Source organism: Bradyrhizobium sp. 157 (assembly GCF_023073815.1).
Classification (GTDB): Bacteria; Pseudomonadota; Alphaproteobacteria; order Rhizobiales; family Xanthobacteraceae; genus Bradyrhizobium.
The window spans coordinates 189,335-210,424 of sequence record NZ_JADPKF010000091.1 but is presented as its reverse complement, the minus strand read 5'-3'; the positions used below and the strand labels follow the sequence as shown (position 1 = coordinate 210,424).

At 57.9% G+C, this 21,090-nt stretch carries 15 protein-coding genes and 4 pseudogenes; 13 read left to right on the top strand and 6 right to left on the bottom strand.

Features of this window, described 5'->3' with window-relative positions; genetic code table 11:
* Window positions 1-294: 294 nt before the first annotated feature.
* Together IVA95_RS27945 and IVA95_RS27940 are read right to left on the bottom strand one after the other, a co-directional pair.
* A complete protein-coding gene (locus IVA95_RS27945; RefSeq protein WP_247513427.1) occupies window positions 295-963 on the bottom strand; it encodes a hypothetical protein in 669 nt (222 codons plus the stop codon).
* Window positions 964-1,024: 61 nt separating this feature from the next.
* Window positions 1,025-1,772 (bottom strand): annotated as a pseudogene (locus IVA95_RS27940) (hypothetical protein).
* Between the two features lie 1,282 nt (window positions 1,773-3,054).
* Here IVA95_RS27940 and IVA95_RS27935 point away from each other — a divergent pair.
* Window positions 3,055-3,285, top strand: coding sequence for a metallophosphoesterase (locus tag IVA95_RS27935; RefSeq protein WP_247513426.1), 231 nt, complete (start codon window positions 3,055-3,057; stop codon window positions 3,283-3,285).
* A 543-nt stretch (window positions 3,286-3,828) separates the two neighbouring features.
* Here IVA95_RS27935 and IVA95_RS27930 read toward each other — a convergent pair.
* The gene (locus IVA95_RS27930) at window positions 3,829-4,143 is read right to left on the bottom strand and encodes a hypothetical protein (protein WP_247513425.1); all 315 of its coding nucleotides are present in this window, start codon (window positions 4,141-4,143) and stop codon (window positions 3,829-3,831) included.
* 1,685 nt (window positions 4,144-5,828) lie between these two features.
* Between IVA95_RS27930 and IVA95_RS27925 the strand changes: the two genes are divergently transcribed.
* The 7 genes from IVA95_RS27925 to IVA95_RS27895 all read left to right on the top strand — a co-directional run bounded on the left by IVA95_RS27925 (window position 5,829) and on the right by IVA95_RS27895 (window position 11,973).
* Window positions 5,829-6,014, top strand: a complete 186-nt coding sequence (locus IVA95_RS27925; RefSeq protein WP_247513424.1) for a hypothetical protein — start codon at window positions 5,829-5,831, stop codon at window positions 6,012-6,014.
* A gap of 172 nt (window positions 6,015-6,186) precedes the next feature.
* On the top strand, window positions 6,187-6,471 hold the full coding sequence (locus IVA95_RS27920) for a hypothetical protein (protein WP_247513423.1): 285 nt from the start codon (window positions 6,187-6,189) through the stop codon (window positions 6,469-6,471).
* Between the two features lie 432 nt (window positions 6,472-6,903).
* Complete coding sequence (locus IVA95_RS27915) at window positions 6,904-7,818, top strand: alpha/beta hydrolase (RefSeq protein WP_247513422.1); 915 nt, start codon at window positions 6,904-6,906, stop codon at window positions 7,816-7,818.
* Window positions 7,815-9,674: an MFS transporter gene (locus IVA95_RS27910; RefSeq protein ID WP_247513421.1), complete on the top strand. Its 1,860-nt coding sequence runs from the start codon at window positions 7,815-7,817 to the stop codon at window positions 9,672-9,674. Before IVA95_RS27915 ends, IVA95_RS27910 begins: the two co-directional genes overlap by 4 nt.
* Window positions 9,675-9,832: 158 nt before the next feature.
* Window positions 9,833-10,561, top strand: coding sequence for an autoinducer binding domain-containing protein (locus tag IVA95_RS27905; protein WP_247513420.1), 729 nt, complete (start codon window positions 9,833-9,835; stop codon window positions 10,559-10,561).
* Window positions 10,562-10,754: 193 nt separating this feature from the next.
* On the top strand, window positions 10,755-11,393 hold the full coding sequence (locus IVA95_RS27900; protein ID WP_247513419.1) for an acyl-homoserine-lactone synthase: 639 nt from the start codon (window positions 10,755-10,757) through the stop codon (window positions 11,391-11,393).
* Window positions 11,394-11,406: 13 nt separating this feature from the next.
* Window positions 11,407-11,973, top strand: coding sequence for a hypothetical protein (locus tag IVA95_RS27895; RefSeq protein ID WP_247513417.1), 567 nt, complete (start codon window positions 11,407-11,409; stop codon window positions 11,971-11,973).
* A 736-nt stretch (window positions 11,974-12,709) separates the two neighbouring features.
* On the opposite strand, the gene IVA95_RS27890 is transcribed toward IVA95_RS27895, so the two are convergent.
* Both IVA95_RS27890 and IVA95_RS27885 read right to left on the bottom strand, forming a co-directional pair.
* Window positions 12,710-13,117: a gamma-glutamylcyclotransferase family protein gene (locus IVA95_RS27890; RefSeq protein ID WP_247513416.1), complete on the bottom strand. Its 408-nt coding sequence runs from the start codon at window positions 13,115-13,117 to the stop codon at window positions 12,710-12,712.
* A gap of 797 nt (window positions 13,118-13,914) precedes the next feature.
* Window positions 13,915-14,535, bottom strand: coding sequence for a hypothetical protein (locus IVA95_RS27885; protein ID WP_247513415.1), 621 nt, complete (start codon window positions 14,533-14,535; stop codon window positions 13,915-13,917).
* A 1,359-nt stretch (window positions 14,536-15,894) separates the two neighbouring features.
* Here IVA95_RS27885 and IVA95_RS27880 point away from each other — a divergent pair.
* The 5 genes and pseudogenes from IVA95_RS27880 (at window position 15,895) to IVA95_RS27860 (ending at window position 20,484) form a co-directional block, all read left to right on the top strand.
* Window positions 15,895-17,089 (top strand): annotated as a pseudogene (locus tag IVA95_RS27880) (DUF932 domain-containing protein).
* Window positions 17,090-17,247: 158 nt separating this feature from the next.
* The gene (locus IVA95_RS27875; RefSeq protein WP_247513692.1) at window positions 17,248-17,427 is read left to right on the top strand and encodes a hypothetical protein; all 180 of its coding nucleotides are present in this window, start codon (window positions 17,248-17,250) and stop codon (window positions 17,425-17,427) included.
* 2 nt (window positions 17,428-17,429) lie between these two features.
* Window positions 17,430-18,481: pseudogene (locus IVA95_RS27870) on the top strand (toprim domain-containing protein).
* Between the two features lie 329 nt (window positions 18,482-18,810).
* Window positions 18,811-19,747 (top strand): annotated as a pseudogene (locus IVA95_RS27865) (DUF2493 domain-containing protein).
* 182 nt (window positions 19,748-19,929) lie between these two features.
* On the top strand, window positions 19,930-20,484 hold the full coding sequence (locus IVA95_RS27860; RefSeq protein ID WP_247513414.1) for a hypothetical protein: 555 nt from the start codon (window positions 19,930-19,932) through the stop codon (window positions 20,482-20,484).
* Between the two features lie 154 nt (window positions 20,485-20,638).
* Here IVA95_RS27860 and IVA95_RS27855 read toward each other — a convergent pair whose 3' ends face one another.
* Complete coding sequence (locus IVA95_RS27855; protein ID WP_247513413.1) at window positions 20,639-20,926, bottom strand: DUF736 family protein; 288 nt, start codon at window positions 20,924-20,926, stop codon at window positions 20,639-20,641.
* Window positions 20,927-21,090 lie beyond the last annotated feature (164 nt).

Here is a 21,090-nt window from a genome sequence, read left to right as displayed (position 1 = left end):
TTTGTCTCGTTGTGTTTGAGAACGTACAATCTGACGCTGTGTACGAGCGTGAGTTTCCAAAATGCTGCTGTCCTGTTGCAACCGCAACGGACGAGCAGGTAGATGGGGCTTTGGTATGTGAGCAGATGCGCGGAGCTCATCGGCCGACAGGTTGCACGGTTGAGTAGGCCACGCATCGCCGAAACGTGGCCGGCAGTTAACCAACCGCACCATAGACCGGACATGGATGCAAGCGATCCGATCGCACTTCAATGAGCTCGTGCGCTATGGGAGCCCGCTGCATTGAGCTCCGGCTCAAGACGATCGCTCCATCAGACTCAATTCGAGATCGCGGAAGATGGTGTAGTTCCGCCGGATCCACTGATGCAGCTCGCTGGACGAATCCCTCTCTTGGCGCAGATAGCCGGTGAAGGAAAAACGCAGTCTGTTGATATAGATCTTCAGAAATACTGGCAACGCGCTGAAATGGAGCACGTGGCCGCGGTCCAACGCCTCTGGCAATTGGCTCCGCAGCACGAATTCATTGTGGACGGTGATTAGCGCCCGTGGCGGAATGTGCCGCCGCAGCATCTCATAGCTGCGCGCGGCCACGCGGTTGGTGTCGGCGACGAATAGGATGACCGGCGCAACGCGGCGACGCTGCGCCTCCTTCATGAAGCCGATCTCCTCGCACATTTTGAAGAACTCGTCGAAGGCGTGGAAGCCGAGATCGATCACCTTGGCCAACCCGTCATTGACGATCAGCGGGTCCATCAGCCGCATCTTGCCGTAGGTGTCGATCACGTCTGCGGTCTCGGTGATATTGGGCAGGTAATCGAGCAGCGAGGGCTCCCTCAGATTTATATCGAAGGAGAGCACCTTGCCGTTCTTCAAGAGCAAGAACTCGCTCAACAGCCGCGCGATCAGGGTTTTGCCGACCTGCGGGGTAGGAGAGCAGATGACGTAGACGGGCGTTGCTGACATCGCAGCTATATCGGGCGAAGTTCGTGCATAATCCAGCTCTGCATGCGACGGAACGAGGCGACTATGTTTCGCCGCCGCGCGTCACCGACTTGGCACCGACCAGGTCCGTCAGCTTGATACGGTCGTATTCGCTCCAGACATTGCTGAGCCAGTGCCGAACATAGCCGCGCAGCACGAACGAGTAGTTGGTGGCGTCATCGTGCCGGCCCTTGTTGGCGACGAAGTTGAGGAACGGGACGGAAGCGACCTCGACCTGCTCATAGGCCATCTCGTTGAGCTTGGGGATGGTCAGGTCGGTAGCGTGCTTGATGCGATGGAAATAGGAGTTGTAGGTCGACTGGTCCCACTGGAAGAACTGGGTGTCGTTGATGAAGTTCTTCACCAGGAAATATCTGGCTCCGCTCATGAAACGCGAGGTCTCGGCGATCTCGTCCAGCGAGGCGATCGAGGATCCCAGAATATGGAACACCGCAAAGGTGCTCTGGCCGGACCGCGTCATCCAAGAAGCCGATGTCGCGCAGTGATGCGAGCGCAGGTGACAGCAAGCCCGCGCGGACGTCGATCACAGTGACGGATACCCCTGAGCTCAGCGTATCAAAGATCTTCATTTGGTCGGAGGTCGTCGTCATGTCGACGATTTCGGTGATGTCGGGATGGAAGCGCTTCAGAGTGCCGCGCGGCGATTCGGTGTCGAATGCCCGGGTAGGCACGTTGTTGGCGCTGAAGTAATCCAGGAGCGTCCGCGACACGGTCGTCTTGCCGACCCCGCCCTTATCCGCACCCACCACAATCACAACCGGCTTTACCATGGAATTTCCTTCACAAGCGCTAACCCCGATCGCGAAGCGCGCGATCAGCAAGTCTCGAACGCTTCTTTGGAGGCAAACGTGGCAGAAAGAAGGGACAAGTGGATCTTTGAGACGTTACCAAAGCAATGGTGGCCTTTCTAATATCATTCCATCACGACGTATCGCGAAATGCATGCGAACAAGAATGTTGAGCCGTCACTACTGATGGTGCTCCACGTCAGCTTTGCAATAATTTGGAAGAGAAGTGCGGCGACGGCGCTCGGTGATGATCACTGCTTTCACCATCAGCTGAACATCATCGGTATGGATATGTAATTAAGTGCTTGAATCTCACGTAGCGTCAGGTTGTAATGTGGAAAAGCGAAGATCAACGCTATGCGACGCAAGCGTCTATCGCTCATGGCAAATCAGGCTCGAGCGGCAAGGAAAGGGCGCGCTGAAACTTGTCACCGGGCTTAGGTGTTTTCGCTAAGCTTGCGTATTGCTTCGTTGCCAAGCCATTGAATCTGTCTTCTGGGTTTTGCCAAAACAAATCCGGGACGCCCAGTGTCCCTTTCCGGCAGTCTTGCTGCCCGCACGAATGTCAAGAAGTCGAGGTGCTTACAATGTCACAACGGTGGCCTAGATGGGAGGTGTCAGCGAATCCATAATAAGAGTTCTGCGGCGCTTGCTAAGAGCATTTCGGTCGCTTTTCGATTTCGTAATTTGGCTCGTCGTTATCGGCCTCATCACGACCGGGGTGAACCAATTCTTTTCGTTGATCACCACGGGACGACTGCTTACATCCGACGACACTCGTCATCGCTGGCAACTTGTTTTGTTCGGATGGCATGATTTCGCAAGGCCCGCATGGATAATACCGGGCGGTATGGTGCTGTCTCTCGCGTGCCTAGCTCTGGTGCTGGCTCTGTCGAGTGCGGCCCTATGCGATCGAAGGCCATCGGCACGAGTTTACGGCCTGGTAACCGAGCGGATTTTTAACCTCGTATACGGCCTTCTTTGCGGCCTGTTCGCCTTGCAGGTTGCGGCGTACCTGCTGGTGATTTGTTAGGCGCAAGTGTGGGTGATACGCGATCCTTTTTCACCGGACTGCTTCGCGATGTGGTCGCTGCAGTGTTTTATCTGATATTTGCCCTGGGCGCCTTCGCGTTGAGCGCGCGAATGATTTACGAACTGGTCATTAGGGGCACGTCCTTAAGCATCCGGATATTGATCTTCTTCATCAGAGATAGGCGATCAACGCCGTCGCTCCCGCCAGGCCGATGCATCTGGCGGTATCCTTGTGATCTCCGACCTGCATCTGACCGCCCCCGGCGAAGGAACGTTGCAAGGCGGCAAGGATTCGCAACCTGCTCTGAACTTTATGCTTGAAGCGATCACCCGAACTCGACCCCGGATCATACTGTGCTGCGGCGACGCAACCGATACAGGCGCCGCCGAGGCTTGGTTGCGACTGGAATCGGAAGTGAAGAAGATGGACCCGCCGTTCGTGTGCGTCCCCTTGAAATCATGACTATCGTTTCAAGAAAATGAGACGCGAGGCTCGGGGAGTCGTGCCCTATCTGGCGGAGCCATTCTTATTGAAGAGCTTGTTCGGCAACAGCTCCTATCGGCATGAGGAAGTGCTAAACCATCTAAACCGGCTGTCTGCGAGCCCGATCGAAGGCTTTCCGGCGTTCATCAGCGGCGCAAATTGGGGCGTTGACATCCTGATTCTTGACAACAATCAGAGGCCGTCTAACTCCCCCAGCACCAATGCGCTCGGCCTTGTCGGGACTGCCCAGTTGGCCGCGGCAAGAACACTACTCGCGGAAAATCGATGCAGCTCGCAACCGCTCCTCGTGCTTGTGCACCATCACATAGATCCCTCCGGCGAGTATTGGCCGCGCCGCGAGGATGTTTTTGGGTTGCCTGGACGCAGATAGCGTTTTGAAGTTGGCCCAAGACAATAAGCCCTCAATCATTCTTCACGGGCACTTGCATATGCCGTACGTGTGTTCGGATCCGGTGGACATCGTGTCGTGCGGCTCTGCGCTTTTTGGCCCCGAAGGACCACTCAAAGATCAGCTTCGTGATGGCCCTTCCGCGTTTGTGCTGTTTGTCGAGGGCGATCAGGTGCAAGTCCGCTGTTATCAAGAGGATAAGAGAGAGATATAGCTCTCGCACAACGTTGCTCCGTAGGCGGGTTTGAGATTGTGAAAACTAGGGGAAAGATAGCGGCCTTTAGATCCTCGAAAGCACAAACCTCTTCAGAAAGGCGCATCTCGACATATTGGCGCTCAGGCTCGGTCAGCTGAGCTTCAAGTAACCTGCGATAGTAGTGGATGCGGTTGCGATGAGTGCGCATGGCTGCCAAATCTTCGCTGATCATCGTCGGACTCGTATTCTGAACGCGTTCAAGGCATGACTCCGCGTGCATTGTCTAGGGTAGAGAATAGGTAATCCCCGAGATCGCTTTAAGAGTATGTTTCTGCGCGACGCTTCACATTGTGTCTGTGGTGCATCACTTTCGTACTTAACGTACCAAAGAAAGACGTGCTGAACGTACCAAGAAAGATTTCCGCGGATGAGCGAAGGACGATGTGGAAGCCATTGCGCGACTTCTCCGGAAACGGTTCTAGAACTGTACATTGACCGACTCCCCGAAAGTACTACTCGCTCAACGCAATATCTCATTGCAACGATTGCGCGAGACTGGATCAAGAGACGAACCTCTTCACAAGTGCTCACCTATTCAATCCGCCTCAAGTGCCGGTGTGCAGCATGCGCCTGGTGTTCGACATCAGACGCGCGGCCTGTTTCAACAACCACCGGTCTTGTTGCAAAGACGACAGCGCCCCCAAAACCCGCAGGGAATGCGCGTCGCGTCCGCTGGCATAGATCCTACACCCCATAAGCGGCGTCGAAGCGGCGCTCATAACGTCGGCCATTCGGCCCTTTGCCAGGTGGCGCGCGCGTTGTGTGTTGGGAGGTGATATGCGATCTGAACTTCTCTTTTGGGGGGCCGCAGCAACTGCGGTCGTAGTAAGCGGCGCTGTCAATTCGGCGGATCTCAGGCCGGCAGTAAAGGCTCGACCGGCACTGTGGCGCTGGACCGGAGGATATATCGGCGGCCACGTCGGCGGGGGGCTCCGGCTTGACTTCGTTCAGTGATCCCTACGGTCCGTCAATTTACGGCGATGTCGTCGATACGCCTGTGTTCCTCGCCGGAGGTCAGATCGGCTACAATTGGCAGGGGGACCGCTGGGTTTTTGGCCTTGAGTTGGATGCCAGTGGCGCCGTCTCGGACGGTACAAATACCTGTCTTGCCTTCTCCCCCATTTTTGTGATCGCGACCTGCACGGCAGGTCCAAACGTCTTTGTCACAGGGACCACTCGTGTGGGTTACGCTTTTGGCCCTCAGGGCCATACGCTGGCCTACGTCAAAGGAGGCGTCGCTTGGCAAAACGATCGCGGCGAAATCGCCAATAACAACGAATTTAGAGAAGGGAACTTTGCGGGCTTCCCGCGGGGGCAACGCAGTTCGATTACGGTCGTTTCGGTGGGACCGTCGGTGTCGGCCTTGAGCAAGCGCTCACGGCCGCTTGGTCCGTCAAATTTGAGTACGACTACATGGGGTTTGGCGGGCCGGATGTGGCGACCCCTTCTACCGTGCAGCTTCCGCCTCTTGCAATCGTCCCAGCCAACACAAGCAGCTTATCTAGCAATTATCACGTCGGAAAGGTCGGTCTGAACTATCGTTTTGGCATGGATCCGAGGGCGCCGGAATGGTCCGATGCGCCCCTGTACCCGACAAGCGCGACCGCCAAAGCGGCGCCTTTTGCATATACGCGATTAGTCACTCGAAGGCGGCTCACGGCTCTGGCTCAGCCGGGGAAAATTCCAATGGGACTACATTCTTGCGCCCCTGATGCCTGGAGATGCCGGCACTCCTAGTTCAAGGCTCACGTATGACGGGCTGGACAGAGTTTCCGGCGAATTGTTCGGACGTCTTGACAGTCCCTGGGAGGCTTCCTGAAGAGCAATGTCGGCATCGGGCGCTTCAACAAAGGAAAGATGAACGATGAGGATTCGAGCGTCGGCTACCGCGAAGCCTACAGCAACACGATATCAGGCCAGGCGAACGGAAAATTCATGTACTACACGGCCGATGCCGGTTACGATTTCCTGCGCGGCAGCACCTACAAGGTGGGCGCATTTGTGGGATGGACCTGTTATGGCCAGAAGTCCGACTCGGTATGATGCGTGCAGACCGTCTCGCCGTATCCATGCTTGACGCCGAGTGACAGAAGGCTCATAGGCAGCCAAGACACCGATTGGAACACGCCGCGCATAGGCCTCAGCGCCGAGACCATGTTGCTTGAGCGCTGGCGCGTGAGCGTCGACGCGGCTTACCTGCCGTGGACGGATTTCAGTGGTCGCGACCACCATCTCCTTCGCCAGAGAACAACTTTCTACGATCATCGCGGGGACGGTGGCGGGGGGCGTCCAATTGGAAGGAATCATATCCTACATCATCACTAAGAATCTCAGCGTTGGCGTTGGCGGCCGATATTGGGCAATGTGCACCAAGAAGGACAGCAATGCCACCTTCGTCTGCTGCGGCGGCACGGATACCCTAATTCAGGGGCCTTCTCTCGCGAAGTACAGCATGGAGGGATGGGGCACGTTTTTCCAGGCTTCCTATAAGTTTGACTGAACCTGCTCGCTCATCGCTTTAAGCCGACAAAGGCTGCGACTATACACGGCGAAAGCTCGGCTCCTGTGGCTAGCGTGAGATGGATGCCAGGAATAGCGCTGCAAGCTTTAGGGCCATTCAAGCCCGAAAGCTTGCATCGATTCACGAAGGTAAGGGCCAGGTCCGCGGCACTGGTGCACGTCATGCCAAGGCGATCTTCGATCTCAGAGCACCGCCGGGCTTGAGACGTCACTATCTCGCCATTCGGAGGTCGATTCCTCCGCCGCAGCCAACTCCTAATCATTGGACAGCTTTATTTCGAGGCATACGAAAAGCAGGTGTGTCGAAAACCGATCATGGATAAACGACACCTCCGTTTTTGTCGCTGCTCGGCCATAACGCCACACGATGCGCGGCATGCCTTGCCGACGCTCCAAAAGATCGGCGGTGGTGATGCCTTTTATCGCGTCAGGTGGAATGAAGCTCTACTTTGAAGAGTACGGTCGCGGCTATCCAATCGTTTTCGTTCATGAGTTTGAATCGGATCTGCACAGCTGGGAAGCACAAATCCGCTATTTTTCCCGTAGCTATAGATGTATCGCCTACAATGCGCGGGGATATCCACCGAGCGACGTTCCCGATAATCCAGCCGCGTACGGTTGGGAGTTCGCCGTCCATGACATTGATGCCGTTATGCGCGGTCTATCAATCAGTCGAGCCCACGTGGTTGGATCGAGCATGGGTGCCTTTGCATCTCTGCTTTTTGGTTTGTGGTACCGCCAAGGGGCCAGTGCGATCGTTGCAGCCGGAGCAGGATTAGGATCTCCAGCGTCGAATCGTGAAAGTTGGTCAAGAAGCGCGACGGTTTTGGCGCGCACATTGACGGCACGAGGTATCGATGCCATGGCCGAGAAAATGGCGGGCCACTCCACGCGCATTCGACTGAAGCACAAAGACCCCAAGAGCTGGCAACACTTTGTGGGGCGATTAAAGCAGCATTCTGCACGCGGGATGTCCAATACTCTGCTTCAGTGCCAAGCCGTGCGACCGTCCTTGTACGACTTCCGAGATCAATTTTCAAACATACCGTTACCGGTGCTGCTCGCGGTGGGCGACGAAGACACGGCATGTCTTGAAACCAGCTTGATGCTCAAATCCACGTTTTCGTCCGCCGGCATTTGGGTCTGCCCCAATACGGGCCATGCCATCAACCTCGAAGAGCCTGCGGCATTCAACGCGCATGTTGAAGGTTTCTTCAGCTCCGTAGAGCGAGGAAGCTGGGGTCATCTCGATCGGCGGAAACAGTCCGTCTCAAGCCATGAGAAGTCTACAGCCGCTCGATTGATTTTCGACGGAGCGCTTCCATGAAGCCCTGCATCGGTGTCTATCTTTCGGAGCCGGTCGCCGCGCGGCTCGCAGTCGCAGCAAAAAGTCCAGGGGCGACCAAATCGGCGATCATTGAGGCTGCGCTCGCTCATTTCCTCGACCCTGATCGTAACATCAAAGAGGCCTCAATTGATCGGCGGCTGAGCGCCATACACCGGAACCTCGAACAGCTTCATGACGATGTGCGAATGGTAAGCGAGACTGTTGCGCTTCAGGCTCGATTTCTTCTCGCGGTCACGCCGCCGCTTGCAGCTGCCGACCAACCTAACGCTTGTACCCTCGGGCTCGCGCGCTTCGACGAATTTGCTTCCCAGGTGACAAGGCGGGTTAACCTAGGAACGTCCCTTATAAAGGAGACAATCGAGCGGGTAAATTCGACTGAGCGGGAGCATGTTGCAACAGAACCGGTGGGGCCAGAAGCGCTGACGCGCTCAACACACCCGGAACAGAAGGCCGGTGCAACGACTGTCGCCGGCAACAAACCACAAACCCCGCATTCTGCCGGAGGGGCATGGTGCGAGCACGAACCCGATTCAAGAGCCGAGCAAACAATCCGTGGCGCGATATCGCGGTTCGCTTTGCCGCCCTGGCGTGCGACGGCGCAACAGCGGTCACGGGCCTTCAACGCAGATTGGCTTTTAATCTTTCGCGTGTTCTTGCCGTTCGTCGCTGCTTACTACCTTTCTTTTCTCTTTCGTAACATCAATGCGACGATAGCTGGGCCGCTAACTTTCGAGTTTGGTTTGGGTGCCGATGAACTTGGTCTCCTGACGTCCATCTACTTCCTGACCTTTGCGGCGGCCCAGATTCCTATCGGGATATTGTTGGACCGATACGGCCCGCGACGAATCCAGAGTGTCGTGCTTTTGGCAGCCGCCGCCGGCGCAGCGCTGTTTGCCATCGCTGACAACGTTTTGCTTCTTCTTCTCGGCAGGGCGTTGATCGGTCTCGGCGTTTCCGCAGCATTGATGGCCGGATTGAAAGCGGTCGTTCTCTGGTTTCCCGCCGAGCAGGTCCCAATGCTCAATGGCCTTATGGTCATGCTGGCTGCACTTGGCGGCGTGACGGGGACATTGCCGGCCGAATACCTGCTCGTTTCGGTCGGCTGGCGGGGATTGTTTGAACTCTTAGCCATCGCATCGGCTGGATGTGCGCTTGCAATTTTCCTTGTCGTGCCAGAGGCCGCGGGCTCATTGGCAGCGAAGGGGACCACCATTGGACTGAGAATGATTTATGCTGATCCTCGCTTCTGGCGTTTGGCGCCCCTATCTGCGAGCTGCATTGGTACCGCTTGGGCGCTACAGGGATTGTGGGCTGCCCAGTGGTTCTCGGATGTGGAGGGCCTGGACCGGTCGGGATTGCTTCGCAATCTGTTTGCCATGGCAATTGCATTGAGTGCGGGCGCCCTGGTGCTAGGGGTTGCGGCTCAGAAGCTCCGGCGATACGGGATAGGACCACAGGCGCTCTTGGGCTCGGTCGCAATTCTGTTTTTCGCTGCCCAACTGGCAATAATCCTGCGAGCCCCTCTGCCATCATCCGCTCCGTGGATCATCATCGCTGCTGCCGGGGCTGCAACCGTCCTTAGCGGCGCGATTCTGTTCGATTTCTTCCCCAAAGAGCTTGGTGGACGTGCGAATGCGGCGCTTAACGTCTTTCACATCGGTTACGCGTTTGTGGTCCAGTCTCTTCTCGGTTTCGTGCTTCAGCATTGGACGCCTGAGCATGGCCATTACCCGGAAGTTGCTTACCAGACCGCCTTTGCAGTGAACCTTGCAGTTCAGGTTGGCGCATGGTTCTGGTTTATTAGACGTGTGCCTGGGACGAAGCAGCTGCGCTAGGAGCAAGGACTAGCGCCGGTGCGCCTCCAACTCGGCCGCGCGGCATCGTGGGACATATCTGTATCGGTCGGTAGATCGCGCGACCTATTGCCGGACAGCTCCTTTGCCGAACGCGCTCAGGAAAGTATGGCTAGTGTGTTCATGATGGTAGAGCCGGAATGAGCCGGGTCGAAAGCATCTTCCAAGAATTTATTGATAGTATCCAGACCGCAGTCAACGTGGATGAATTCGAGCGTGTCGCAACACGACTCACACAGCAGCTCGGCTTTCAGCGATTTGCCTATCTGCGCCTGACCGGCGACACGCCAACGTTGATTTCGTCCTATCCCAAATCCTGGACCAGCCGCTATTTCCAGCTTGGATATCAGCAGCTTGACCCTGTGGTGCGCCGCGCGCGTGTCGAGCACGCATTGTTCAGTTGGGGAGGAGGGGGCTCAGCCCCGGTCGGAAATCGCGAGCAGCGCCGCTTCTTCGATGAAGCGGCGACCTTCGGCATTAGGTCAGGCGTCACTGTGCCGATCAGGGGCGGATTTGGACGGATGGCTGCATTTACGCTGGCGACGGACGACCGCGACGTTCACCTGGAGCGGCTCGTGGCCGACTGGAAGGGCCTCGTACAACTCGCTGGGGTGTATTTTCATAGTCATGTCTCCAGCAAACTTGGTGTACCCTCCACCGATAAACGTTCCGGAAGTGAACTTACTCAGCGCGAGCGCCAATGCCTTGCATGGACCGCACAGGGAAAAACCGTCGCGGATATCGCGGTCCTGGTCCAGATTGCGCCGCGCACGGTAGTTTTTCATCTTGAGAACGCTCGCCGCAAGCTCGGTGCAGCATCTATTGCCCAGTGCGTCGCCGAGGCCTTGCGACGCGGTTTGTTGTCGTAATCATCCACACCCTCCCATTTCGCAAGATGCAAAACAGACCTGGCGCGGTTGTCACGCCGTTCATTATTTATTGTACTCTGTCCAAAAAGATCTAGCGAAATCAAGCTGAACCAGACCCACCTGTAAAATCTAACAGGCGATTAGAAAGTTCCTTTCTGGTCTTGAGGCCTCCTGATAATTTCGGGAGGTTGGCATGCATGCCCTTGGACTTCACGCACCTCAATTTGGTCGGCATCTGGACTTGCTCGCGGCGATGTATCGGCTGCGGCGCCGTGTCTTCATGGACAGGCTCGACTGGTCCGTGTCCGTCTCAGGTGAATTTGAGCTCGATGTGTATGACACGCTCGGGCCGACTTATCTCATTCTGATGTCAGACGGCGGAGAGCCGGTTGGTTCGGTTCGTCTGCTTCCGACCATGGGACCGACCATGTTGGCCGACACCTTTCCCGTCCTGCTCGGCGGGACACTCGCGCCGCAGGACGAAAGAATTCTCGAAAGCTCGCGCTTTTGCGTCGACACTAGGCTTATCACCGAGCAGGCCGCCAATAGTCTCAACCGTGCCACGATTATCCTTTTCGCAGCGATGATAGAGGCGGCACGCGGCGCGAGCGCAGACAACATCGTGACAGTCACCGATACGCGTATGGAGCGCATTCTCCGGCGAGCAGGCTGGCCATTGAGACGGATCGCTGCGCCACAGCAAGTCGGATCGACGATGGCCGTTGCCGGGTTTCTCGACACGTCCGAACAAGCGCTTCACAGGATGTACGAAGGAGCCGCCGTCAGCGGTCCTGTGCTTCTCTCACCCGATCCTGTCAACGCGGCCGCATGACCACACGCGCCTCTTGAGCCCGGAAAAGGTGATTGGCACGCAAATGTTCGCAGACCCACGACATAGTCATGTGGTGTTGATTAATCTGTCGCGCGGCGAGACGCCAATTTCGGCCGGTCTTGCCGCGCGTCACAGCAGCTTCTCACTACTGCACACAGGCTTAGAGATGTTCGCCGTCCCGTTGACGGTTATCGGCGAATGCCAACCGGCCGGGATTGACGTTCGTCAGCAACTCACCCAGTCAATGATGCAGCTGGACGTCGACCCCCTTTCCATTTGGCGGGATCGCCGTTTCACAGACAATCTGGCTTCAGCCCAAACCGGTATCATTTTCTATGGAGGAAGTTGGCTCGAAGAGGAGATCTTTATTGCCGCCCTGCAAACGGCCGAGCGGGGATATGACGTACGCTTGCTTTCGGACCTCACCGCAGCGCGTGTTGACAGGGACCGATCTCTCGTTCTGAGTCGACTTGCGCTTCACGGCATCTTGCCGACGACGGTGAGACAGATGCTGCTGGAATGGGCGGTGTGTCTGGACGATGCGCTTTTGAAGCAAAAGGTTCAGCAGCTTTTGTTGTGAGATGGCCTCAACCTCGGGCGCCTTCGCTCCGACGGCCGCGCTCGCGCGGACTGAGGCCGCGAGGTCCTTGCGGCTTCGATCCCTGACGCTGATACGGAGCGTGGCGGCGGCTAGGCATCCGTCCGACACCTTCTTTCGATCGGGATGACAAGCAAGACCTTGCCTGAGCTGAAACTAAGTCGCCGGAAAATCAAGTTTCTTCATGAGCACGACGTCTGCTACGGTGATCTTATCGCCTAGCTGCTCGACGACGATCCTGGACGTCCTGGGATGGCAATTTCTCGACTGTGCGCTGTCACCTTTACAGCAACGTATTCGGGAAAACGGATGGCCAGTATTCCGCGGCCGATCCGTTGGTGCGCTCTCCACCGGGACCGTTGACGGATTTCGAACGCGTCAGAGGCAAGCCCCTGCAGGCTGCGCGACTCCACAACTGCGTCAGGAAGTGCCTGAAGGATGCTGAGCTTTATCATAGCAGCTCGCCTGCAGTGTCTTCTGTCGACGGTTTGATGATGATGGCCAGGAGTGCCATGGCATTGACCCACGGCGAGCCGCAGCCGACACCTTGCCGCAAGCTCGCAAAGCGCTAAAGATCGTAGGCTAGACTGCTACCTCCGGCGCGGTGGCGATTCCGGTTCATGCGTCCGATGCAAGTTAGTGCGTGCGATGCGTCCAGCTCGGCGATGGCCGTTTGCAAACTGGCACTTGCCGCATCGCGAGGCGGTGCCGTGAGCCCTTACTCATTCTTTCCGATGCTAGCCACGTATGACTCCGGCAACCCCATTTTGCGGGCGACTGCTCGCAGTTCAGCTACGTAGTTCGGTTCGGTCGTCTTTTCCTGCGCGATGCTCGGAAGATTGAAGCAAAGCGCAAGCTCGGCCGTGCCATTGGAAAATTGGGCGAGAACGGGTTCAGGTCGATATGCTGCGACGCTCGGCTCTGAATAGAGCCGATCTAACTCGGCGTGGGTGAGAGTCGCGGTTGTGCCGTAGACCCGCCCATCCGGATCGGCCAGCAACGTCGCTCGATCTCCCAGCCTCAGTGCAAACCGCTCGATATAGGCCTGCCTGACATTGAGCGGCCGAAGACCTTTCGCCTCCAGGCCTTCCGGATCCATGAACAGACCATAGAAGAAAACCGTCACTCGCTCTGCCATGAAGAAACTGTAGCCGTTACCCGTTCTCAAAGAAAAGCCTACCGACGCTTCTTAGGCCGCCCTAGATGACAGCCTTGATCGAAACGCATCCATCGCATGCGTCACTACAATGCCAATGATCGCAGTGATGAAAGTCCGTAAAGTGCCGAATGCATACACACCTCGCTTAGCATCGTTAAAGGCGAGAGCGCTTGAACAGTCAGAATGATTCACAACCAGGGACGTTTTTCCAACTGTCTGATGAGTTTGAGCCACAGTGGCCGAGATGCCAGCTGGGACAATCCTGCGGATCAGCTCGGAGAAGGGGGCTTGCGCACGTGCCATTCCCAGCGGCCATCTGCAGCCTGAGGAGCGGCGGGGAGCGGTTCTCGAGGCGATCGGCCGCTCTCGCGCGCAATCCGCGATGATCGACCATGGTGCTTAGACGAGCATGTCGAGCTCACCCGCAAGCGCGCCCACACGTGCTTTCTCATCTCAAATTCGACCGGGCATGTAGAAACTTCATATCGCCGCCAGGGCGCAATCGCCGGCCCACCATCAAGGCGGTGCGCAGCTATCCGAGTCAGCATGCCGACGCTTTTTGTTCGGCAGCTTCACACATCCTGCAATGCAGAAAGCCATTCATTCCGTTCATGCGATCGACGATTTCGCAAAAAAATGGGCCCTTTGAAGAGATCTTCGTATTCGTCGTGCAGAAGATTGCCCAAAACGTGAGGCCGCTCAAAATCCATGCAGCAGAAGTAACGTCCCCGTTTGGGAGAAGGACATTCCGATACTGTCGTTCGTCAGCACAGGTCAGTGGTCCAATCGCTGGCTCGTGATTCAACCACCTTCGGATCGACGCTTGCGGCCCTGCTACTCAGCGGCGGCGTGCGAATTAGCGCTCCGGAAGGGATTATCTCAACGAGATCGGGATGGACCTCTCCCAAGGCTACGAATCGAATCGAGGAAATATCTGCGTCGACCAGTTCACGAATCAAATCGAGATACTCTTGCCCGACAAGGCGGCTATTCATGTAGGCGCCATCATCGAAGACATGGACCATGAAAACCCTATAGCGCATCGCTTGCAAGCGTCGTAGATCTCGTCCGTTCAATCCTACAAGTGTCTTGAAAATTCGGATGCCATGGCCACATGCGTAAGCGTGCTCGACCATTTCGGTGCACTTCGGATTGAGCCAAGGCTCCGAGTAGCCGGCAAAGCTAATGTCGACAGTTGCTGGTACGCGCCCCACACATCGCTTGAAATCTTCAAGGCAAAGATGCTTGATGTGAGATACTGCTCTTTGCCGCGCGGCAAACTTGTCCTGCGGACAATAAGAACGTCCGACGATACAGCCTGTCGTCGTAGTTATTTCCAAGACCCTGCCGCCGGGGATGGCAGAGCGGAAGTCCTGTAAACTCATCGGGTATCACTCATCCACTTTCCTGATTGGCTCAAATATCCGAAAACAAAGGCATTTCCGACGAAGGTCAACCCTCGCTGTTGGACAGTCGCCAGCGAGGCCCGGGGGAGCGTCCGGCCTTCAGAACAAACACCCGAAATCCACTTCGGGCGATCTCGTGGGCGACTATCGAGCCAATGGCGCCAATCCCGACTATACATAAATCAATGGCATTGCTCGTCATTGTCTCACTCTGACAAGAAACATAGGCCGTGGCGACACAGCTCAATATGGTCATTAGAATTGTCACAGCCAGTGTTGGCCGCAAGGCCGTGCCATAGCAAGATACCCGGAGTGGTCTCCGTTCGGGCTGCCAGAGACCGTCGCGATCTAGGAGATCCTACAATATGACGCTACGTACGATTCAAGCCCTTTGAAGAGGAGCAGAATGGAAGAGCGCTGGCATTCATACGAACCTGATTGCCGCATCGCCGGCTCCAAGCGCTTTTCCCGTATTGGGCGACCTTGGTCGGCATCGGCCGCGTGCAATTCCGATTGGTGCCCGCGATCACGTTGGCAGGGCCGGCCATCCGTCCGTTCTTGTCTCTGCGAAGAGATCAAGGAATTCCCGATGTATCGAAGCAGATGGCCAATTTCTCTTAGCTACCGCCTCGCGACGATTCACACAAACTCATTCTGCCGCTGGCGCGATTTGAGCGACTCACGTTAAGCCAACATCGTCCAACAGCCCAAGTGCGAGAAGAGGAGCGAGATGGTTGCTGCCGCCCGCAAACTGCCCACGTCAGGCTACGCGCTCGAAATGGATGGTCGCGTGAAAGCCGAGTTTAGGACCAGAGACGGAGCAAAGACAGAGGCAGAAGAGCTGAAGAAGCGGTTTCCAATGCTTCAGGTCAGAATCTACGATGCGCATACCATGACTCGAGAAGAGATATCGCTTCCATGAGCTTGGATGCCTGGGGTTTGATACGCTGTTGCAGGCGCCGCACAAGGTCTGGCCTGTGGCTCGGTGCGTCGCCCTAAGTGTGTCTCTCGTCGGAGCCACTCGGCTACGGATCCCGCCGCGCTTCGCGTCGGCGCGGCGCGGATCCTTCTGCGAGTGCCTTAACAGGTCTCGGAGTCCCGCGTCCCACCGAGGGACGGCGCTATGCTGACGCTCCTGCGGCAGCCTCTTCTGCAGGTTCGCGCCCACAAGTCGCTCCGCTTGACTCGCCACGAGAGCATGTAGATCGGGTATTGGCGGAGTCTCTTGCGGCGTCCGAGCGATCAGCCGGCCACCACAGAGTGAGAGGTTGGCCGGGATTTCCATGACGGGTTAGAAGTCGCGAGAGAAGCTCGCGGCGCCCGTCATGGAGATAACCCATGAGCCAGCTGAATGTATTGGACGCCACTCGCGGTGAGCTTGGCGGCTACAAAGTGGATGTGAGACGAGGAGAGCGGATTGGCCGCGTGTCCTCCGAATGGTTCTCCCGGCCGGCGGACGAGAGGTACCCGTCGCTGTCAGAACTATATGCCGCCGTGCGCGGCCGCGCCGAGCTAAGCCGCACCCGGACCGCCGCGAGCTCCGCGATCAGGGTGAAAGCGAATCGCGACGACGCGGATCGGCTGACGCTGATGTTACCGGGCGAGGATGTGCCCCTTGTGCCGACCCACTGGAGCTTCGGTCAGCTCACGACTATGGTTGGTGCGCCGTCCACCTATTTGCGCCAGCTCCCAGCAACTCTCGCCGCCATCAATCTCCAGTATGGGCTAACCTCGCATCGCGCCGAATTGATCAAGACGCTCGCGGTCGAAGACGGACGCGTCGAATTGCGCGCAGTCACTGGCCCCGATTGCGGTCGCATCTACGACCATGAACTGGTCGCCGCGGTCCAGCGCATAGCTGGCAACGGCACCGGCGAATACACGCTGGGAGGTCCCTGGTGTGCTCGATTGGTCGACGAGCATCTATAACCCGCAGGTCGATGTCACGAAAAACACCACCACGCTCTATGCCTCGGATCGTGACGTTTTCCTGTTCCTGGTGGACGACCTCAACCCGATCGAGGCGGGCAAGTTGCCGGACGGCTCGCCCGACCTTTACTTCCGCGGCTTCTATTGCTGGAATTCCGAGGTGGGCGCCAAGGCGCTTGGTATCGCGAGCTTTTATCTCCGGGCCGTCTGCCAGAATCGCAATCTTTGGGGAGTGGAGGATTTTGAGGAAATCACCATCCGCGACTCGAAATACGCCGCCTCCCGCTTCGCCCACGAAGCAGCACCTGCTCACCCGCTTCGCCAATTCTTCGCCCATGCCTTTCGTTAGTGGCATCAAGGCTGAGCGCGAATGCGTCGTTGCGCGCACGGACGATGATCGAACCGAATTCCTGCGCAAGCGCGGGTTTGATAAATCGGCGACGGTGAAGATCATTGAGACGGTGCTCGCCGAAGAAGGTAGAAAACCTGAAAGTGTGTTCGACTTATCCAAGGCATCACGGCCGTTGCACGCGATAAACCGCACCAGGATGTCCGGCTCACTCTCGAGACCCGGGCGAAGAAGCTGCTCGACCTAGTCGGTTGACACCGGTCGGGCCGCTCGGCGGTTTCCGCGCGGCCCACTTCAATCTTTGTTTCTGCTTCGGCGTCGCCCGGCGAGAGGAAGAGGGCGGCGCCCCACTTCGTGACGGGCCAGGTGATCCAGAGAAAGGCTCTTTGATCGTCCGTCGCGGAGAAACCTCAATGGCAAAACCTGTTCAGAAGATCGCGCCGAGTCAGTCCCGTGATATTCCCTTCAACAGGCTGGTGCTCAGCCAATCGAATGTGCGCTGCCTCAAAACGGCCGTCTCGATCGAGGAGCTCGCGCAAGACACCGCGCACCGCGCGCTTCTCCAGGGCTGCGGCCGCTTTATCGGGGCCTAACTATGTCAATCCAGGCATCTGATCTCGCCCTCCGGCTTGCCGAGCACGCCGAACTTGTCTGCCGCCATTATCTTTCCAACGGCCGCCGCGTTGGCCATTATTGGATCGTCGGAGATGCACGCAACACACCCGGCCGGTCGATGTTGTTCGGCTGCGCGGACCTAGTGAGGGGAAGGGCTCCGTTGGCAAGTGGACCGATGCCGCGACCGGCGAGCACGGGGATCTGCTCGACGTGATCAGGGAGAGCTGTGGCCTCCTTGAATTTGGCGATGTCCTCGCCGAGGCTCGTCGGTTTCTCAAGCAGCCGCGGTCTGAGCGCGAGCCGGAGCCGAAATGCCCGATTGCGCCTGCTCCAGTCGGCTCACTGGAATCGTTGAGGCGCCTGATGGCGATGTCAAAGCCCATCCATGGGACGATTGCCGAAACATATCTTCGGACGCGCGGCATTTCGGCCTTGCACGGTACCTCGAGCCTTCGCTTCCATCCGCGCTGTTACTATAAGCCGGAGCACGACTTGCCGACAGAGATCTGGCCCGCGCTGATCGCCGCCGTGACCACTCTCAACGGCACCATCACCGGCGTCCATCGCACCTGGCTTGATCCTTCAGGTCGCGGCAAAGCGCCAATCGAGACGCCGCATCGCGCGATGGGTTTTCTGCTCGGAAACGCAGTCCGGTTCGGTGTGGCGAATGACATACTCGCGGCGGGTGAGGGCATAGAGACTATGCTGTCCCTGCGCTGCGCTCTGCCGACCTTGCCGATGGTATCAGCACTTTCGGCCAACCACGTCCAAGCCATGTTGCTCCCTCCGGCTCTGCGCAGACTTTATATCGCCGGCGACCCCGATGCGGCTGGCGACGCAGCGGCGACCGTTCTGGCACAGCGTGCCGAAACAGCAGGCATCGAGGCGATCGAATTATCGCCGCGCCTTGGCGACTTCAACGAAGATCTGCGCACCTTCGGCATCGACCATCTTCGGGCAGCCCTGCGCACTCAGCTTGTGCCGGAGGACGTCGTCCGCTTCTTGCCTTCGGCTACTGAGCTCATGGTATAGGCTACGACGCTCGAAAGCGAAATCGGACATCGGTCAGCGGGGGGCCCTTTGCAGGACAGCGTCGCCCGGCCTTCTAGAGGCGATCGGACGGCGAGCGGGGCGGACCGGCAATGGCTGTGGCGCGGCTATTTTCCGCCGGCGGTAATCGACATCAAAGTCTTGGCGGATACCGCCTTTTGCATCGCGAAGCAAAATAGCCGCACCTCTACCATCCTCCGCTTCGCTTCGGCCCTCCACTTCGCTTCGGGTTCTGGTCCGGCCCGCCCGCCATCAGTTGATCGCCGCGAAGGCCGCGGCGGGCGCGGCTAACCGGCAAAGGACCTCTTATCATGACCGATCATGTCGATACCAAATCCGAGCCGCCGCACGGCTCATCCCCAACCGACCACGTTCTGACCGAATTGCAGCTCTACGGTTATCGTCCATACAGCGACGAGCCAGATCCGAGGCCGCTTCCCGAGGGCAAGACGATCGCAGCCGCAGTAGCTGATATTTTAGACGCTCTGGTAGCCACGCTAAGCGACACCCGGATGGAGCCGGACCTGGAAGACCTGATGTGGTCTGCCGTCAATTTGTTCCATCGCGCGACGCGTCGTGTCGAGCGCGAGCTCGACGACAACGAGCAGAGGCAGCGGAAGAGCCAATATGAGCAGGACGGCTCGGAGGCGCGATCGGCCGAACTCGAGCGGCTCACCGCGCAAGGAATTTCGCTGGTCGAGCGTCGAAACTGCTTGGAGCTCTTTCGAGACCAGGCCATCGAGCAGTTCGAACTCCATATCCGCTCGCCCTGGCGGCCCCGATCTGGATCGCTGGTCAAACATCACTCACTCACGGCATCGATGATCGATTCAAGAGACTTCCTTGCTGCAAAACGCCGCGCCGAGACAGAGCCGCTGTTGCCTGCCGGAACTAAGATCGCACTCACCGGTGGCCTCGACTTCAACGATTATCGCCTGATCTGGGACCGTCTCGACAAGATTCACGCCAAGCACCCAGATATGGTCCTGCTGCACGGTGGCTCGCCCAAGGGGGCCGAACTGATTGCCGCCAAATGGGCGACGAACCGCAAGGTGCCACAAATCGCCTTCAAGCCCGACTGGGTCAAGCACGCCAAGGCAGCACCGTTCAAGCGCAAACGATGCGATGCTGGCGCTAATGCCGATCGGTGTCCTGGCCTTTCCAGACACTGGCATTCAGGACAATCTCGCCGACAAGGCGAGGCGGCTTGGAATTCCGGTTTGGAAATTCGGCAGCGGCGGCGCGTAAGTGCCGTCGTCTCATTTCAAGCAACAGAATTGCGCAGCTCGTCCTGCTCGCTCCATATTCACTTATTCAGTAGACGACACGAGCGAGGGATTTGTCTCGCATCTTGATCTCGTTTCAGTTAACAGCGCCGTGGTGGTGGTGGAAGGCGCGACCCGTCGGATCTTTGAACGGAGCGCACCACCATGCTTGCCATTGGACTCATTCTCAACATCCTCGGAATCGGCGTCTTCTGTTGGCTCGTCTTTGAGCTCACGGTGTACGCCCTTCCATTCCTCATTGGTTTTAGCATCGCTAGGGCGGCGCTTCACAGCGGCGCCGGAATTATTGGCACGCTTCTTACGGGCATTGCCGCCGGAGCCCTGACGATTACGATCGGTCAACTCGCATTTGCCGCCCGGCCGCTGATCCTCAGCAAGCTGATAGGCGCGGCTTTCGTCGGTCCGGCGGCACTGGCGAGTTACGACCTAATTCTTGCGGTCTCTCAGATCGGCGTTCCGTCGCTGCTCTGGCGTGAGGTCTTCGCCTGGATCGGGGCGATTTGTGTCGGTGCGACCGTATGGAGCCGCCTGGCCCTATATGCCGGGCTACGCTCGTTTGACCGGGGCAGCACGTCCGGAGCGAGATGCGCCAGGAGTGATGCTTCTCCACAAGCGTCTCGAACAGGCTCGTTGACGTGCGCAGGGCGGAGCTCTCCAGCTTCGCAGCGTGGTAAACGCGGCATGTTCGGAGCGCCATAGGACCAGTATGGCGATCATTCGGCACCGAGTGCAGTGGACGGGTGCTCGTTTGCGATAGGGACGATATCCCGGCAGGATCCCGTGTTTCCCGCACGCGGTTTCTTTCCTTGCGCTGGAACAAACCGACTTCTACATGCTGAAGCCGGATAGTTACTCACGTCTTCTCCTGGCTGTCCAGCCCGCAGACGCACCTGGCCTCTTGATGGCTTGATCTGGCCGAAGACCGGCTGCGCCTCGATCGTCTGAGCCGCAACGCCGTCGGCGAGCGGTCCTGCTCCAGCCGGCTCCGACTCGATGCCGTTGGCGGTGACGCGATAGTCGGCGCCTTGTCGTTGTCGCGGTCGCGAGGCTTGATGGTGGCCTTGACGTTGAGGGTGAGGGTCTTGATCGTGCCGGCGTAGGCGCCGTTCTCGTCGCGGGTGAAGGTGCCGATCTGAGCCATCGTCGTATCTCCTGAGAGGTTGCCCGAAGCCGCCCAACGCGGCCTCGATGGCGGTCGAGAGGCGACATCTGAAGGACCGCAGCGTGAGCGGAGGACGGCGGCAGCCGAGCTTGTTGCGTCGCCAGGAATGCGGCGCAGCCGCAGGGGAAGAAGGTCGGCGAAGC

Bases quoted from the DNA above. Each gene is read 5' to 3' on its own strand.
- IVA95_RS27925 (WP_247513424.1), top strand. From the start codon at position 5,829: ATGAACGATGAGGATTCGAGCGTCGGCTACCGCGAAGCCTACAGCAAC.
- IVA95_RS27945 (WP_247513427.1), bottom strand. From the start codon at position 963: ATGTCAGCAACGCCCGTCTACGTCATCTGCTCTCCTACCCCGCAGGTC.
- IVA95_RS27910 (WP_247513421.1), top strand. From the start codon at position 7,815: ATGAAGCCCTGCATCGGTGTCTATCTTTCGGAGCCGGTCGCCGCGCGG.
- IVA95_RS27885 (WP_247513415.1), bottom strand. From the start codon at position 14,535: ATGAGTTTACAGGACTTCCGCTCTGCCATCCCCGGCGGCAGGGTCTTG.
- IVA95_RS27930 (WP_247513425.1), bottom strand. From the start codon at position 4,143: ATGATCAGCGAAGATTTGGCAGCCATGCGCACTCATCGCAACCGCATC.
- IVA95_RS27900 (WP_247513419.1), top strand. From the start codon at position 10,755: ATGCATGCCCTTGGACTTCACGCACCTCAATTTGGTCGGCATCTGGAC.
- IVA95_RS27905 (WP_247513420.1), top strand. From the start codon at position 9,833: ATGAGCCGGGTCGAAAGCATCTTCCAAGAATTTATTGATAGTATCCAG.
- IVA95_RS27860 (WP_247513414.1), top strand. From the start codon at position 19,930: ATGCTTGCCATTGGACTCATTCTCAACATCCTCGGAATCGGCGTCTTC.
- IVA95_RS27855 (WP_247513413.1), bottom strand. From the start codon at position 20,926: ATGGCTCAGATCGGCACCTTCACCCGCGACGAGAACGGCGCCTACGCC.
- IVA95_RS27915 (WP_247513422.1), top strand. From the start codon at position 6,904: ATGCCTTTTATCGCGTCAGGTGGAATGAAGCTCTACTTTGAAGAGTAC.
- IVA95_RS27875 (WP_247513692.1), top strand. From the start codon at position 17,248: ATGGCAAAACCTGTTCAGAAGATCGCGCCGAGTCAGTCCCGTGATATT.